Origin of the sequence: Gardnerella piotii, assembly GCF_003397585.1 — a bacterium.
GTDB classification, from domain to species: Bacteria; Actinomycetota; Actinomycetes; order Actinomycetales; family Bifidobacteriaceae; genus Bifidobacterium; species Bifidobacterium piotii.
On sequence record NZ_QJUV01000001.1, the window covers coordinates 40,721 to 56,977 of the forward strand.

Genomic DNA, 16,257 nt, shown 5'->3' on the forward strand with positions numbered 1-16,257 from the left:
GCGTATTGCAATACAAGCGTTTTGCCACAATCGAATCTGGGCTATTCTTTACTTGCAAAATCATTCTAAACAAAGATATCCCAATATTTAACACAGATTCACGTTACTAGTTTTATCAATCACTATTGTTCCGATAAATTAAATATGTTATTCCGCTACTGTTTATGTTATTCCGATAAAACGTTAAAATATAATAAAATGCAACAATGATTAAGGGTATTTTATGTACATAACAGTAAAGCAAGCTGCTGAAAAATGGGGCATATCAGATAGACGAGTAAGAATTCTATGCTCCGAAGGGAAAATTCCAGGAGTATATCGAGAAGGAAGATCCTGGAAAATACCGCATGACACAGCAAAGCCAACCGACGGAAGATATAAAATTAGCGAATCGCTAATTCCAATCATAAAAACTAAATTAGAAACCCTTAAAACAAGAAGACCCCTAACTGAAGGAGAATTAGAAAGACTTAATGAAGAATTTCTAATAGAATATACATATAACTCAAACGCAATTGAAGGAAACACTTTAACACTGCGCGAAACAGACATGGTTCTTAGAGGGCTTACTGTTGATCAAAAATCATTAAAAGAGCACCTAGAAGTTATTGGACACAAAGAAGCCTTTGATTACGTAAAACATCTTGTTAGCAAAAATAAGCAAATAAATGAAAAAGTTATAAAAGACATACACTATTTAGTTTTAGCCAATAAGAAAGAAGATAGAGGCGTTTATAGAAGAGTTCCCGTTCGAATTATGGGATCTACACATGAGCCACCACAACCATATTTAATCGCTTCAAAAATGGAAGAATTATTGAAAAAATACAAAAATAGCGATGAAGATATTGTTACTAAACTTGCTCGTTTTCATATAGAATTCGAAAGCATTCATCCTTTTATTGATGGAAATGGAAGAACAGGAAGACTGCTGGTCAATTTGGAATTGATGAAAGCAGGTTACCCACCAATAGATATAAAATTTACTGATCGCTTGAAATATTATGAAGCTTTTGATGAGTATCACTCAAAACATAACGTGTCTGCCATGGCAAACTTGTTTGCAAGATATTTAAATCAAAGACTTGATTTGTATTTGTCTATTTTAGAGTAATGGTCATTTTTAATTAAAGCTACGCGCAATCGTCTTTACTGTTATTCTCTCAGATAGTTGACTGAACTATTAACAGCACTGTGGTCAAATCTCCGACTTGGCCACAGATTCTGATTGGCCTATAATCCAATATTTATTCAAATGCATTGCGTTGCAAGCTCGCGATTATAAAACTTGTATACACAAAAAACGTATTTTTTGTACATTCAATGTACAATTTTTTATACATCCAATGTACAAAAACTACGATTTATACATCTTTTGTCTAAATATCACACACACTTCAGACTGAAACCAAGGGTCCGAAGCCCAAAACTGTGCAAAAAATCATGTCTAGCGTATTGCAATACAAGCGTTTTGCCACAATCGAATGTGTTTTCCGCACATAAAAAAACAAAACAGTAAAGCGCTAATTCAATAGAATCTAATTTAACAAAACTTGTTAATAATAATCTAAACGAATCAGCGCTTTACGTATACAACTAACTACAAAAATCTAGAGTTAGCAATATTGGTTATGCAATCTTATTGCGCATTGCCTTTGCAAAGAATCCAGCAGTACCAAGAAGCATTACAACCGCAAGAACAATCAACATTGAACTTCCCGTTGAAACTTTACTAAATGCATTACGGTTCAAATCCGATTTTTCACTACTACTATCCTTCTTGTCCGCAACTGGATTTGCGCTAACTGTTACCTCATTCCAGGCAAGCTGTTCGCCCTTCTCGTTTACAAGCACGATTGTATGCTTTCCAGAATATCCGTCTGGAATATCAACAGAAAATTGTGCATTGTCTGCAGATCCACGAACCGTTATAAACGAATTGCCATCAGAGTCCTTTAAGGCTTTAGGCGTAGAATATATAAACGCATAGGCCTTTGCTGAACCATTCTTTTGCAACTGTTGCGCAAACTCCTTGTTGGAAATCTTTCCAGAAATCTTTACAGGCTCACCAGCAACAATCTGATTATTATTACCAACAGTAATAGCTCCCTTTAGGGATTTATCCAACTGATCAACGCTGGCTGGAGGAGCTGGAACAACATCGTCTTTTGCTTTAGAATCCTCTTTCTTTTGCTCAGACTTTTGCTCATCAGCTTTCTGAGTATTAGCTTCATTCCTAGATTGATTGCTAACCTGTGGCGCCTGTTCTCTTGCAGGCGCTGGATTTTGCGAAGGCTCGGTAGGTGTAATTGTTTCCGATGGCGGATTTTGCGAAGGCTTTTCTGCAGATGGAGTATCCACAGAAGGCTTTACATCAACGGAAGGAACAGAAGGCACAACACTATGGCTTTCCACCGCCTTTACAACGCGAATATTAATCACAGACTGAATTCCTGGCAAAGAATCTCCCACTGCATATTTTGCAGACGCAAATCGCACTGGAATCGAAACGGTCGTTCCTTCTTTAACATCCTTAGGCATTGCAATATCTAACTTTATGTTTGCGTTAGCAAAAGGCTTTACAGAAATACCAGTCTTATCTTGAATCTTCCAATCTTTATTTAATTCAGATTGTTTACCTAAATCCTTCATAGAAAGCTTTAAGTCGGAATAATCATGGCTTCCAAGATTCTTAATCTTAACTTCAATATTTTTGGCATTTTTCGGAACGTCAATAACGCTATTATCTGCGGTTACAGGAGTATAACCAAGCCAATCTTCAGATATATGAGTGTAAATAATATTGCTATTATCGCCCTCATATAAAAGTCCAAATCCGCCACCATGCTGCTTGTTCAAAACTTCAATGCAAGAATAAGCCATAGGACCAGACTTAAACAATTTGCCCGTATCCCAAGTTGCACCATCATCAAACGATACGCGAATTAAGCCGTCACTACGCCCATACGCCGAAGAAGAAGAATACACAAGAACCTTGGCTTCTGGAGACCCCATAGGCGCATCTGGGTATGCCCTAGTTATCTGAGCATTGTTTGCAGGGTCTGGAAGCTGCATCTCTTCTTTTACTTCGCCATAAGTTTCGCCGCCATCATTTGATATTGCAACAAGACGATGCCTAAAATTCTGAGGCCTAGAATTCAACATAACTCGTCCATCAGAAAGTTCTACAACCTTGTTTTCGTCCATATGTGATTTTTCACTTCTAAACCCAACAGGCTTGCCAACCTTCCAAGTCTTACCATGATCGTCGGAGTAAACCGTTACTGCTTGAATCCTTCTCGAGTTGTTTATTGTATACTGCTGCAACAAACGACCCTTATACTTGCCATGGCGAAGCTGAATGCCGTGACCAGATGCCGCAAACCTAGAGCTCCAATGCCCAACATCTGCAGTCACATCTTTAGTAATTATTTTTGGAGTGCTCCAAGTGACACCATTGTCCTTGGAGCTAGTAACTGAAGCGTGTAAAACGTTCCTGTTTTCTGGATCTACTCCAGCGCTGGACCCACCCCAGCCGTTTCTGTAAGACTTTACAGAAAACAGGAAAATTTCATTAGTTTCACGGTCTAGCACATAAGACGGATCCGAATATCCCCATCTAGTATTTTCATCGCCATAATGCCCTTGCTTAACAACAGTTTCAGCTTCAAATGTTTTACCACCATCTTTTGAAATTCGCTGAACAATGGAGTTTGGCATAGGTGCATCGGAGCAATTACCAGGCCTCTTATCGTATGCTGCTAAAATCCAACCATTTGCAGTCTGTGTTATTGCTGGAATCCTGTAGCAAACGCTATTGGTTCTAGTTGTAAGCTTTACCGTTTTAAGACCCAAAGATGAGTCAAATTCTGTATTCTTTATACCAGTAACAGGCTTGTCTTCAACAACAATGTTATTTTCGATTACTTGGTTACCGTCCCTATCTTTTGAAACTTTCCAAACTGTTTTAGGTGTGAATTTACCCGCTTTGGCATCCTCTTCGGTTACAACATGGTACCCAAAGCCGCACTGCTGAGTTTCACCTGGCTTAAGATTTGCCCAGCGGCAATTGTTTGAATCCCCAACTCTAATATCGGAAATATTACTTTCATACGGATACGCAGTTATTGGTTGTGAACCCTTATTTGTATATGTAACCGTATATGTTAGCCTACTATTTAATTGGACATTATCTTTAAGGCCATCAGTTCTTTTAAGTGATATTTGCAAAACTGAACTATTGGGTTTACTGGATTTTTCTGAAGTAGCATTAGCTACGCCAGAGCATAAGCCTATTGCAAGAGTAATTCCAACAACAGTACCAACAACGCGCTTTGCATCTTCTATGACACTTCTACGCATACGCACTCCTATTTTTGTAACTGTTTTACATGAATTCCACAGCATTGTAAAAATCATGAACAATACCTACACCAATGTAGGAATCATTACATCAGATGATATGATGTCTGATGGACTAATCCGCAATATTAACGCTTTTTTAATAAATTTTCACAAAAATATTCACATTTTTATAGAAATATAGCATATTTTTACAAAATATACCAACAGATAAGAAAGTTATAGGTCAAAACTGTGTAAAAAATCATGTCTAGCTTATTGCAATACAAGCATATTGCAGCAATCAAATGTGTGTTATTCTTTACTTGCAAAATCATTCTAAACAAAAATATCCAAATTTAGCGCAGCTCCGACTTTGCCACAGATTCTGCTTGGCCTATAATCCAATATTTATTCAAATGCATGCGCTGCAAGCGCGCGATTATAAAACTTGTATACACAGCACATTCAATGTACAAAAACTACGATTTATACATCTTTTGTCTAAATATCACACACAGAATTCAGACTGAAATCAACAAATCACAATCAAACCAAACACAACATATAACAAACATAGCCTTCTGAATTTTAATTAAACTCAGAAGGCTATTATTTTTAATAAACTATTTAATCTAGTTATGCTACATAGCTATCTTTTTTACTCTTAAAGATGGTTATAGCTGCAATGCTTACAACAAGAACAGCAAGAACAATCAATGGCGCTGTGAAGTAATTTGTGTAGAATTCACGCACATCAACATCTACGGAATTGATAGTCGCAGCATAAGTTGCCCAAGACAATACGCCTAATACAACATCAACAATCGCATATACATATGCGTTTTTATACAACTCTTTAACTGACTTGCTGCTTTTAACCCAAAGCATTACAGACAAAACCAAGCCTATTAACATTGATGCAACAGCAACAAGTGCAAACAACATATCTAACATAAAAAAAACCTCCTGCCCAATTAAATCCTCTACCATAGCGGATTTAATACGATTTTAATTTAACTAAGACTTTCGTGTCAATATTAAAAAAAAAATTATAGAATTTTGCACATTATTTTCACATTTAGCGTACTTCTAAGACATAAGAACAAGCCACAAACGTTGATATATCAACGTTTTCTACATGGAGCGGACAACGGGAATCGAACCCGCCTCTGAAGCTTGGGAAGCTTCCATTCTACCGATGAACTATGTCCGCATGTTCGGTTGTTTGCGATTAATCCTTACCGATAATCTGCCTACAAACAAGCAAATAAGCGCTCAAGAATCAATCTAAAAAGCAAACCATCTAAGAATATCACGCTCCGCTAACTGCTACAACTCCGCCAGAAACACCTTTGCCGTATTCAACATTGTATTTAGCGCCATTCTTAAAACGAAACACGCTATCGCCATCACGCTCAATATGATCGATTTCTCCATGCGCATCTTCTTGCACAAGACTTTCCATCTTACTAGACATAAGCATTAAAGAGTCGACTCGCTTGTTAACATCTGGCTGCCTAGAAAACAGCTTTAAAAGCTTGGAATCATAGTTTGCAAACGGATTTACAATCATCAGTGAAGCAATAGCTTGCACTCCCGAATGCAAATCCATCTTATGCATCTTAACTCCGTAGGAAATTTTGTTTAGAGCAGATGCCAAAGCCGCAGGGTCGCCAGTAAGCATACTTGCACTTCGATCTGCATCCAGCTCGCGCGCTCTAGAAATCGCAAGCTTAACGAATAGAGAACCAAGCGGCACAAAAATGGCACTTAAAACCTTGCCAATAACTTTTAGTACAGGGCAACGCCTTTTAGCAGATTTTGCACACTCACTTCCCGAATACATAAGCACATACCCAAAATACGTAATAACTGTTGCGATTGCAGATGCAACCGTTGAATTCAAAATATCGTGATTATAAACATGAATAAGCTCGTGGCTTACAACGCCACGCAACTCGCGCTCGTTTAGAATATTCAAAAGACCACGAGTGCAGCAAATTGTTGCGTGACGCTCGCTTCTACCAATTGCAAAAATATTCGGACTATCTGTTGGAGCAACATAAATGCGCGGCATAGGCTTTTCTATTTGCGCAGAAATCTCGCGAACAATGCCGTATAAAACAGGTTCTTCTCTCTCACTAATTTCGCTAGCACGCATAATGCGAGTTGCAACTTTTCCAGAAAGCCAATAAGCACATAAGCTTAAAATTATTGCAATAATTGCAAACCAAACCAGCATCGACAAACGCAATCCAGCAACAATCCACAGCAAAGCAGCAAATAGCCATATTAGAGAAAACAACACTACTGTTTTCAAATTGTTGCAATAGCGCATACCCATGTTGCCAAACATGATTTTGATTTTAATAATCGCAACTGTAATTTTGCTGAATGAAAACTGTGTATTTAATGTTTATGATTTAACACACTTAAAACAGGTGAATAAATGTTGAAAAGTGGCCACTTTCTGCGCAATTTGGCTACAGTTTAATGGCCACTAATCAATGTTTACTAATCAATGCGTACACTCAATATAAACTATTGTTTAATTTCCGCTATATCCATAAGCATTTGTTTAGATACGACTTTTTTGCGAGCGCGATTTTCTGCTAATCCATATTCAACCTCGAAAGCATCAATCCTCTTCCACCCTTCAAAATCAACCACTTTGACTCCTCTAGATTTAAGAAGATTTTCAATAGACTTAGGGTCTCTATCTGTTGCCAATCTTCCAGGAAGCGCAGGAATCTCAGGAAGCGCAGGAAGCGCGCTTTCACATTCTTCGGTCGAACTTTTTGCTAAGTCTTCCAGCATATTTTCAACGACTTGCAAAGCATCCGACTTTGTAGAACCAATCAACCCGACTGGCCCTCGCTTAGCCCAACCAGTTGCATACAAGCGTGGGCAAACAACCCCATTTTGCGCAGAAGTTAAAATCCTGCCATCGTTGTTTGCAAGAAGTGCGCGAGCAGAATCGTAAGCAACTCCACTAACCTGCGCAGGTTTATATCCAATCGCATGATAAACCGCTTGAACAGGGTATTCTTCAAACTCTCCAGTACGAGTCATTTTGCCATCCGCGCTTGTAGCTGTGCGCTCTACACGAATCGCAACAACCTGCCCATCTTCTCCTAGAATCTCAACTGGATTTGCGTTAAAGTGAATAATGTAGCGCTTATTTGCAGGATTGCCTTCAAAGTCAACGTTTCCGCCGTCTTGCATATCTTCACTCAAATCGCGTATAGCAAAAAGCTCTTCTACCATTTGGCGAGTCAATTTGTCTTTTCCAGCAACATCAATTGTTTCGTCGTCCAGGTCAAAATCGCTTTCGTTTACAACTATTTGCACACCAGAAAGCTTTTCCATCTCGCGCAATTCTTGCACAGAGAATTTAGCTTGTGCAACGCCTCGTCGAATAAACAAGTGAAGTGTTTTAGCCTGATTTTTAAGCAAACCATTGTAAACATCGTCGGAAATATCCGTGTGCTCTCTAAGATAATCCGCATCTCGCAAAAGCTCGCGCGCAACATCCATAGCAACATTTCCGCCGCCGATAACAGCCACTTCGCTTGCATCAAGCGGCCACGTACGCTCGCTGGTAGGATATCCGTCGTACCATTCCACAAACTTTGCAGCTCCATACACGCCACGCAGCGAGGCGCCTGAAATGTTAAGCGGCTTATCTTCTACAGCGCCCGTAGCAAACAGAATTGCGTCATAGCGCGGCAACAAATCTTCTAGTGTAATATCTTTGCCAAATTCAACATTCGCATACAAGTGAATATTCGGATTATCAAGCGTTTTAGCCAAAGCATCTGCAATGAATTTTATACTCGGATGGTCTGGAGCAACGCCATATCGAACCAGCCCAAATGGCACTGGCAGCTTTTCAAATAAATCGATTCTAGCTGCCGTACCCAAGCCCATTCCTTCGCCTAGTTTTTTAAGCTGACGAAGGAAAATATCTGACGAGTAGATTCCAGCAGGCCCCGCGCCAATAACTGCGATTCGCAATTCGTGCGAATCCGCATCATAATTCATTTCCATAAATTTTCCCATGTTGTTATTCAAATTTTGTTATTCAACTTTTGTTATGTTAAAACATTACATTTTGCGTGTTTCGAGCATTCTTAAGCCTAATCTTTTTGAAGATTTAAATAAAATCGCTGGCTTTTATGCTCCACTACTTAGACTAGCGCCTTGGTTCATTCAAGAAAAGAGCAAAGTGAATATTGTCACTTACGCGCGCTTCCCTTTCAACGCTGTTAGCGCCCACAAAATAGACACAACATCAATCATCTCTTGCATCATAGCTCCAAGAACGGCAGGAATCAGCCCAAAAGCAGCCGCAATCATGCTTATAACAGCCAAACCAATTCCCAACATAACAGCTTGAATCATAACTCTCTTCGTGTGTTTTGCAACGCTTACAGCGTTTGCTACAGCATAAATGTTGTTGTTCATAATAACAACTTGCGCGCACTCAGAAGCCGCTGTATCCGTGCCATCTGTTAAAGCCACGCCAATGTTTGCTGCAGCCAAAACTGGAGCATCGTTTACGCCATCCCCAACCATCATTGTTACGCGCTTATCTTTTTTCTTATGCATAAAGCTGCTAAAACTGCCAAAACTGCCAAATCTGCCGCAATCTTCTTCGCTTTTATAACCGCTATAGTGCTGTTTTATGCACTCAAGCTTATCTTGTGGCAGCAAATTAGCCTTTACTCGCTCAATACCAACGCTTTTTGCTATTGTTTGAGCAGCCTGCAAGCCGTCTCCTGTGAGCATGCTTATTGAACGAACGCCAAGCTCCTTTAGCTTTTGGATCGTTGATTTTGCATTTTCTCGAGGCACATCTTTTAGAACAATTCGCCCAACAAGTTTGCCATCAAAAGAAACGTATGTTGCCATTTCGTCGGCAGAAAGCTCTTCAAAATTGATTTCTATTTTTGATACATTTTCTACATTTTTTACATCTTCTGCATTTTCTATATTTTTTATATTTTCTACATTTGCGCGTGTGGCTTTATCTTCGGTTGCTTGCGACTTTTCCTCGAGGCAGCCAGCTGGCGCATTCAAAACGTAGCTTTTTCGCCCAACTCTAACGTTTACGCCATCCACGCTTGCGCATATACCTTGGCCAGCAGTTTCTTTAACACCTCTTATAACTGGATATTCGCGCACGCTTGGAAGTTGCGGAACAGCGGATGGATGCGTGTTTTGCCAAAGATCCGCGCCAGCTTTTGCAATTCCTCCTGCAAGAATGTGCTGCGAGTAGGTTTCCAAAACGCCTGCAAACATTAGTATTCTATTTTGCAACTCGCTATTTTCTTGATTTTCCTGATTTTCGCTATCTTTATGATTCGCTAAATCCACTCTAACAACTTGAGGCTGCTTAACAGTAAGCGTTCCTGTTTTGTCGAAGAAAACATCACTTACACAACTTAATTGCTCTAAAACATCCTGACTTTTTACAACAATCCCAAGCTTTGCAAGTCTTCCTGTTCCTGCCATAAATGCCACTGGCACGGCGATTAATAGCGGGCAAGGCGTAGCTAGCACCAACACTTGCGCAAATCTTAAAGCCTGACCAGATGCAGCCCAAGCGCTAAATGCAATCACAAAAGAAATCACCGTAAAAGGAACGGAAAGCATATCCGCAAATCGAACCACAGCAGCCTTGGAACTTCTTGCAGATTCAACCAACTTCATGATTTTTTGATATTGCGAATTCTCCGATAACTTAGTTACGCGCATAATCAAAACAACGCCGCCATTTACGCATCCAGACAACACTTGCGCGCCAGCAAACACTTCGCGCGGAAGCGACTCGCCATTTATTGCGCTTGTGTCTAAAACCGCAGAACCGCTTAAAAGCTGGCCGTCTACTGGAACTGTTTCTCCTGGAAGAACAACTATTACATTGCCGATTTTTAGATCTTCCACTGGAACTGTTTTGTATCTTTGCAATTGGCTAGAAGACTTTACATCTTGCAATATTGGGCATTCTTTAGAGTTATTGTTACATTTTTTACACGATTCACAACTAGTAAAATCTTTAGGTTCTTGCAACACCACTATCGAAGATTCATCGCTGACTTTTCTAAAATGACTATGATCAAGCAGAGCACATTGCTCACAAGATTCACCGCACACTATTCCAGGAAGTGTCATTAAATGCGCGGTTTGAGGAGACGCATTTACTAAAAGAGATAGATTTTTCTGCGCTGCATCTTGCGCAAAGTCTTCGATTGCCTCTCCTGTAAACACCATTACAACAATCAAATAACTTGCCCAAAATTCGCCTATACAAAGCGTTGCAAGCAATGCAACAAACGCAAGCAAGTCAATTCCAAGTGTGCCATGCATTAAATCATCAATCATACTTAAAAGCGACTTAACACATGTGTATAAAACTAAACATGTTATTATACTTTGCCCGATTGTAAGGCTTATTTGCACATTAAAATCAAAATTTATCAATGAAAATAGGTAATTTAACGTCTTGCTTATAGCTTTGCAAAAATCGAGTATAAAAGTCAGATTTCTAGAATAAAACGCCGCAATAAACGGGAACAAAACTAAAACTATTACTAATTGAGGAGCACGACGGCAATACGATAAAAGTTTACGCATACACTTTCCTTACGCTGATCAGGCTAACTGCGCTAAACGCTGCTAACACACGATTTCACGCCTTGTTAACCCATTGAGCAGCTATTTATAACAGCAAACTCAATACACGGCGTAAAGATACTTATGTTTATTTGTTAATGAATATATTAACAACAACCATTGATGAGAAGCGTTCTCATATAACAAGACGCGCGCAAACACAAGGAGCACGCACAAAACACAATACGGACCCCATGCATGAAAAAAGGGCTTCTAGCGATTTGCTAGAAACCCTATTTGTGGAGCTAAGGAGACTCGAACTCCTGACCCTCTGCTTGCAAAGCAGATGCGCTACCAGCTGCGCCATAGCCCCATTCGAAAGAATGATGTTCATTCTATCGTGGGCCCGGGAGGACTTGAACCTCCGACCTCATCCTTATCAGGGATGCGCTCTAACCACCTGAGCTACGGGCCCAACTTGTATGTTGAAAACATACAAGTAGTTAGATTAGCACAGACACAGAAAATGTCAAATAGCAAATCTAAGCGTGTCGCAAAATTATTCTACAAAATTATTCTAAATGGCTACGCATAAACCACTGGAACTTTTCAAGCTGCTGAACATGGTCTTGAATAATGTTTGAGCTAACAATATCAAGATCATCAAGCTGCGCAATGGCATTCCTATCGTCCGCAATCATATCGTTGTAATACTCAATTAATGCTTGCAAATACTCTTTGGTAGACTTTCTACCACTAAGAGCAAAACGCTTCCAAGTGCGCGAAGCTACAACATCGTCTGCACGACCCAATGGCGAGCCTCCAAGCGTTGCAATTCGCTCAGCTGTTTCATCTGCTTGAGCCAAAACTTCTGCAACTTGAGGGTCAAGCATTTCGTGAACTGCAATAAAGTCTGAGCCCGTAACATTCCAATGCGCATGCTTTAAGACTAAAGCAGCTTCCTGCTCGTGGCTTAAGCGATTTTGCAAAACCGCAATAGCTTTCTCGCTAGAAACTTCGTCTAAACCTGGCACAATATGCATTAAAGCCATAGTATCCTCCATTTTTGCTATTTTTTATTAATTTTTATTATTGATTTTGTTCAAATCTTTATTTTGCTCTGTTTTTCTAACTTCAATCGTAGCAATTCTACGACCATCCACTTCTGCAACAGTCATATCGTAGCCGTCTGCATCGTGCAAAACAGCACCAACCTTGCCCATGGAGCCTGTACGAGCCAAAAAATACCCTGCAACCGTTTCGTAAGGGCCATCTTCCAATTCGATTCCAGTAACGTCTGCAAAGTCTTCAATCGTCATTCCGCCGTCAACAGTAGCCACTCCGTTTACAAACGCCGTAGACTTACTATCGCGGGTTAAATCAGACTCATCTGGCAAGTCGTACTCGTCTCGAATATCTCCAACAAGCTCCTCGGTCATGTCTTCAAGAGTTACAATGCCATCCGTTCCACCATATTCGTCAATAACAACCGCAAGATGAACCCCTCGCTTTCTAAGAAGCTCAAGACTTGGAAGCAACTTAGACGTTCCAGGAAGACTTATTCCCTCTCTAGTTACGTCTGCTACTGTTTTTGCGTTTGGATCTTTAACGTCCAGCAAATCTCGAACGTGAACAAATCCAATAACATCATCAAAATCCTTGCCTGTTACTGGGTACCTAGAATACGGAAGCTCGCGAATCTTTGCAGCAGCATCTTCTAAGCTTAGTGAGCCATCCAAAAACTCAACGTCCGCACGAGGACGCATGACTTCTGCAACAATCGTCTCTGAAGCGTCAAAAACATCGTCTAAAATAGTGCGCTCATCTTGGCTAAGTTTTTTATTGGAATTAACCAAAACGCGCAACTCTTCGTCGGAAACTTCACTTTCTTTTTCGTTTGGATCAAACCCAAGCAAGCGCACAAAACCGTTGGTATTCTTAGCAATCAGCCATATTAAAGGCTTGCATATTTTAGAAAACACGTCTACTGCAGGAACAACAGCCCTTGCGATTTGCTCCGATCGCTGCATTGCGATTCTTTTTGGAACAAGCTCAGAAATTACGATTGAAAAATAAGATATTATAAGCGTTAAAACAATAGTCGTAAGCGGGCCTGCTACATGTTTTGAAACACCCCAAGACTCCACTAATGGCACAACATGAGGCGCTATTGCAGATTCGCCAAAAGATGCCGAAAGAAAACCAGAAAGCGTAACTCCAATTTGAAGAGTGGAAAGAAAAGTGTTTGGATCGCGGGCGATTTTTGCTACGCGCGCCCCTCTCGCATCCTGCGATTCCATGCGATCCAACTGCGACGATCGCAAGTTAACAAGCGCAAGTTCGGTTGCTGCAAATATGGAACCAAACAAAAGGAACACAACAATGAGTGCAATGTTAAAACCCAACGACATACTTGCTATCTTAGTTGAATTTAGCGCATATAAAAAGTGCATATAAAAGCAATATTAATATTAATAATGTTGATAATATGCGGATAATAAACAAATACACGCAATCAAGTTCTATAGAAATACCCCGAAGGCGCTTTATTCAAAACGCTAGCGGATTCAACTTTAAGAACAATTCCATCTTGCGAGTAACCTTTTAGCCCAACTTTTCCAAGAGCTATTTTGGCTTTAACAACAACCCACTGATGCTGCGAAAACTGCAAATTTTTGGGCATTTGTGCAACAAAACCAAATGGGCTCATATCTAAAATGCAACAAGACATAAACTGCCTAGATATGCGAACCTGATCTTTAGAAAGCGTAGATTCTTTGCTTACAAACCCTTTTACAACAATCGTATAATCTTTGTATTTATCAAAATTATGGTCAATTTCGTTGTACCAATTGCCAAAATCATCGTCTGAAACAACAATTTTTTTATTAACTACATCTAATCCGCTTAAATTTTTTTTATTATTTTTACGATTAGACGCGATTGCTATTGCGCGACCAGACGCATATTCGTCAAAACCTGCAGACTTTAAAGAACCGCCACCCAGTGCAGATTGAGACATTTGCAATGGGATTAAAATAATAAGCATTGGCGCTACGATTGAAACCATTATTTTTTTGCAATCTTTAACACGTGCAGAAAAAAGTCCAAACAGTGAGCAAATCCCCAAAACAAAAAGCAAAATCGCAGCAAAAATAAGATAAGCAAAGGCACGCGGAGTAGTTAAAATTGCGTAAGAGCCGCTCAGCGCACTGTGCATTAAAGTTGCAGAAAAACAAAATAAGCACAACGCTTGAATAATACTTGCAAATGTTATTTTTTTAGACAATTTTGCAGAATTTGCAGAATTTATAATCACAGCATCACTCACAGCATTACTCCCCACGCAAAATGAACAATAAGCGCAGCAAACAAGCAGAACACAACAATCGTTGCAATTAAGCGCAAAACAAAGCCAGTTTTGCAATCTTCAACAAGCATAAGCGTGTTTTTTATGTCTAGCATTGGCCCAAAAAGTAGAAAAACAATTACCGAACTCATTGGAAGAGAAGAAGCCAAAGAGCGAGCGATTACAGCGTCGGAACTGGAGCAAAGTGAACTTGCGTACGCTATTAGCATCATTGCTGGAATCGCAACAAAAACAGTTGTTGTATTAACTTTTGACGCAGGATCTGCACCAAGCCAAACTCGAATAATCGAAGCTACTATTGTTCCAAACAAAATTATTGGCATTAGTCGCATAAAATCTGAATAAATGTGATGTGCGTAAGTTTTCAAACTATTTTTAATATCAGACTTAAAGCTGGAAGAATTTTTATACGAAGAATTGCCACTTTGCAACTTATTGAAATCTGCGCACGCTGCACAATCAACACAATCCGCGCGAACTTTTTCCAATACATTCTGCCTTAAAACTTGCGACTTTACGGGAAGAATCACAAAACTAACACCCACTAAAAGAGCAACACCAACACCCAAAGCCACTCGAGTTACAGCAACTGCTGGAACGTCTGCAAAAGCATACCAAGTGGCCCAAATAGAAACAGGATTTACTACTGGCACAGCGCACAAAAACGTTACAGCACAAGGCAAAGGCAGCTTTCTAGCAACAAGACGAGAAAAAGTTGGCACAACAACACAATCGCAAACAGGAACGCACACACCTGCAAGAATCGCAGCCAAAAAGCCGTTTGCAATAGACTTTGGAGCGTGTTTTTCAATAAAATCTTCCGTAACCCATGTTTCTACAGCAGCAGAAACAAGAACACCAATTAACGTAAAGGGAACGGCTTGCAAAAGTAGCCCCGAAACACCCCTAATAACAGTGTTTACAGGCAGCCACGGGTTGCGTGCTTGCAATGCTGGGGCCATGGCAATAATAAGAGCCGCAAAAGGCACTCCTGCAATCAAATATAGATAGTTTGCAGAATTTGCTTGTTTTGCTTTACTTGCTTTTTCTACTTGGATAGTTGTTTTTGCTTCGATTTCTGTTTTTAGCATGACAACACTTCCACCAAGCCGTCACTCATTCGATACCTTGCTCCAACAAGCATCAAAGCGTCTTTGAAAACAGCTTCGCGAATTATTTGTGATTTTTCGCAAATTTCAGCCAAAATATTAGACACGTGAATACGTTCAATATCATCTGTATCTAAATTTTCCTCAACACCTGCGAGCGCAGCAGGACCTAAAGAACGCAGCAATATTGACTCGCTCGACTCAATTATTTCGTTTGTTTTATCTTCGCCGTATTCAGAAACCAGCTTTTGCACATTCGGCAAAACAGCCTGTACGGCGCCGCAATGCTCATGCCCAAGCACAGCCAACACTTTTACTCCCAAATCACTTACAGCGTATTCTAGCGAAGCTATTACGGCATCATCCAACACTTCTCCAGCTGTGCGAACAGAAAAAATATCGCCCAAACCAGCATCGAATATAAATTCTGGAGCAACTCGCGAATCTGCGCAAGAAAGCACAACAGCTCCAGGATGCTGACCGTCAATAAGTTTCATGCGCGATTCTGAATTTACGCCTGCATGCTCTGAATTGCCGTCTGCAAATTTGCGATTCCCTGCGAGCATTGCGTTTAATACCGATGTAGCTAAAACTGAATCTTCATTAGCAAAATCTTCGCTGACTTCTTCTTGCATTATTACCTCCTACACTGGCATTGGCAATATTTTCAGTTGCTTAAAGTGTAAAATTTTTGACTTAAAATATATTGTATCTTTCGCAGTAAATAAGAATTTTGTTTAAGAATATAAGCCTATTATCAAAAAAGCTCCCGTATTGCAATTCGCAAATACGAGAGCCTTCTTGATTCAGTAATTT

General features: G+C 39.9%; 11 protein-coding genes and 3 tRNA genes. 1 reads left to right on the top strand and 13 read right to left on the bottom strand.

Translation table 11 applies throughout. The annotated features are described in order from the left end of the window. Positions 1-223 precede the first annotated feature (223 nt). Positions 224-1,114, top strand: a complete 891-nt coding sequence (locus D0T20_RS00165) for a Fic family protein (protein WP_116438064.1) — start codon at positions 224-226, stop codon at positions 1,112-1,114. Between the two features lie 515 nt (positions 1,115-1,629). Here D0T20_RS00165 and D0T20_RS00170 read toward each other — a convergent pair. The 13 genes from D0T20_RS00170 to D0T20_RS00230 all read right to left on the bottom strand — a co-directional run bounded on the left by D0T20_RS00170 (position 1,630) and on the right by D0T20_RS00230 (position 16,076). Beyond that, positions 1,630-4,362, bottom strand: a complete 2,733-nt coding sequence (locus tag D0T20_RS00170; protein ID WP_162862639.1) for a sialidase family protein — start codon at positions 4,360-4,362, stop codon at positions 1,630-1,632. Between the two features lie 618 nt (positions 4,363-4,980). Beyond that, entirely contained in the window at positions 4,981-5,298 is a 318-nt protein-coding gene (locus D0T20_RS00175) for a peptidase A8 (protein WP_102704865.1), read from the bottom strand. A 185-nt stretch (positions 5,299-5,483) separates the two neighbouring features. Next, positions 5,484-5,557 (bottom strand) — tRNA-Gly (locus D0T20_RS00180). 99 nt (positions 5,558-5,656) lie between these two features. Next, on the bottom strand, positions 5,657-6,700 hold the full coding sequence (locus tag D0T20_RS00185; protein ID WP_116438066.1) for a M48 family metalloprotease: 1,044 nt from the start codon (positions 6,698-6,700) through the stop codon (positions 5,657-5,659). Between the two features lie 185 nt (positions 6,701-6,885). Then, positions 6,886-8,394, bottom strand: coding sequence for an FAD-dependent oxidoreductase (locus tag D0T20_RS00190; protein WP_116438067.1), 1,509 nt, complete (start codon positions 8,392-8,394; stop codon positions 6,886-6,888). 192 nt (positions 8,395-8,586) lie between these two features. Further along, positions 8,587-10,983: a heavy metal translocating P-type ATPase gene (locus D0T20_RS00195; RefSeq protein WP_116438068.1), complete on the bottom strand. Its 2,397-nt coding sequence runs from the start codon at positions 10,981-10,983 to the stop codon at positions 8,587-8,589. Positions 10,984-11,262: 279 nt separating this feature from the next. After that, a tRNA-Ala gene (locus D0T20_RS00200) sits at positions 11,263-11,335 on the bottom strand. Between the two features lie 28 nt (positions 11,336-11,363). Next, a tRNA-Ile gene (locus tag D0T20_RS00205) sits at positions 11,364-11,437 on the bottom strand. A gap of 97 nt (positions 11,438-11,534) precedes the next feature. Beyond that, positions 11,535-12,014 carry a Dps family protein gene (locus D0T20_RS00210; protein ID WP_162862640.1) on the bottom strand — a complete coding sequence of 160 codons (480 nt, stop codon included), beginning with the start codon at positions 12,012-12,014 and terminating at the stop codon, positions 11,535-11,537. Positions 12,015-12,041: 27 nt separating this feature from the next. Next, positions 12,042-13,373 (bottom strand): hemolysin family protein, encoded by a 1,332-nt coding sequence (locus D0T20_RS00215; RefSeq protein ID WP_032812866.1) that lies wholly within the window; start codon positions 13,371-13,373, stop codon positions 12,042-12,044. A 104-nt stretch (positions 13,374-13,477) separates the two neighbouring features. After that, positions 13,478-14,293: a TIGR03943 family putative permease subunit gene (locus D0T20_RS00220; protein WP_016839030.1), complete on the bottom strand. Its 816-nt coding sequence runs from the start codon at positions 14,291-14,293 to the stop codon at positions 13,478-13,480. Continuing rightward, on the bottom strand, positions 14,290-15,423 hold the full coding sequence (locus tag D0T20_RS00225; protein ID WP_116438070.1) for a permease: 1,134 nt from the start codon (positions 15,421-15,423) through the stop codon (positions 14,290-14,292). Before D0T20_RS00225 ends, D0T20_RS00220 begins: the two co-directional genes overlap by 4 nt. Then, complete coding sequence (locus D0T20_RS00230) at positions 15,417-16,076, bottom strand: carbonic anhydrase (RefSeq protein WP_116438071.1); 660 nt, start codon at positions 16,074-16,076, stop codon at positions 15,417-15,419. The genes D0T20_RS00225 and D0T20_RS00230 overlap by 7 nt, the downstream gene beginning before the upstream one ends. Positions 16,077-16,257: the final 181 nt, after the last annotated feature.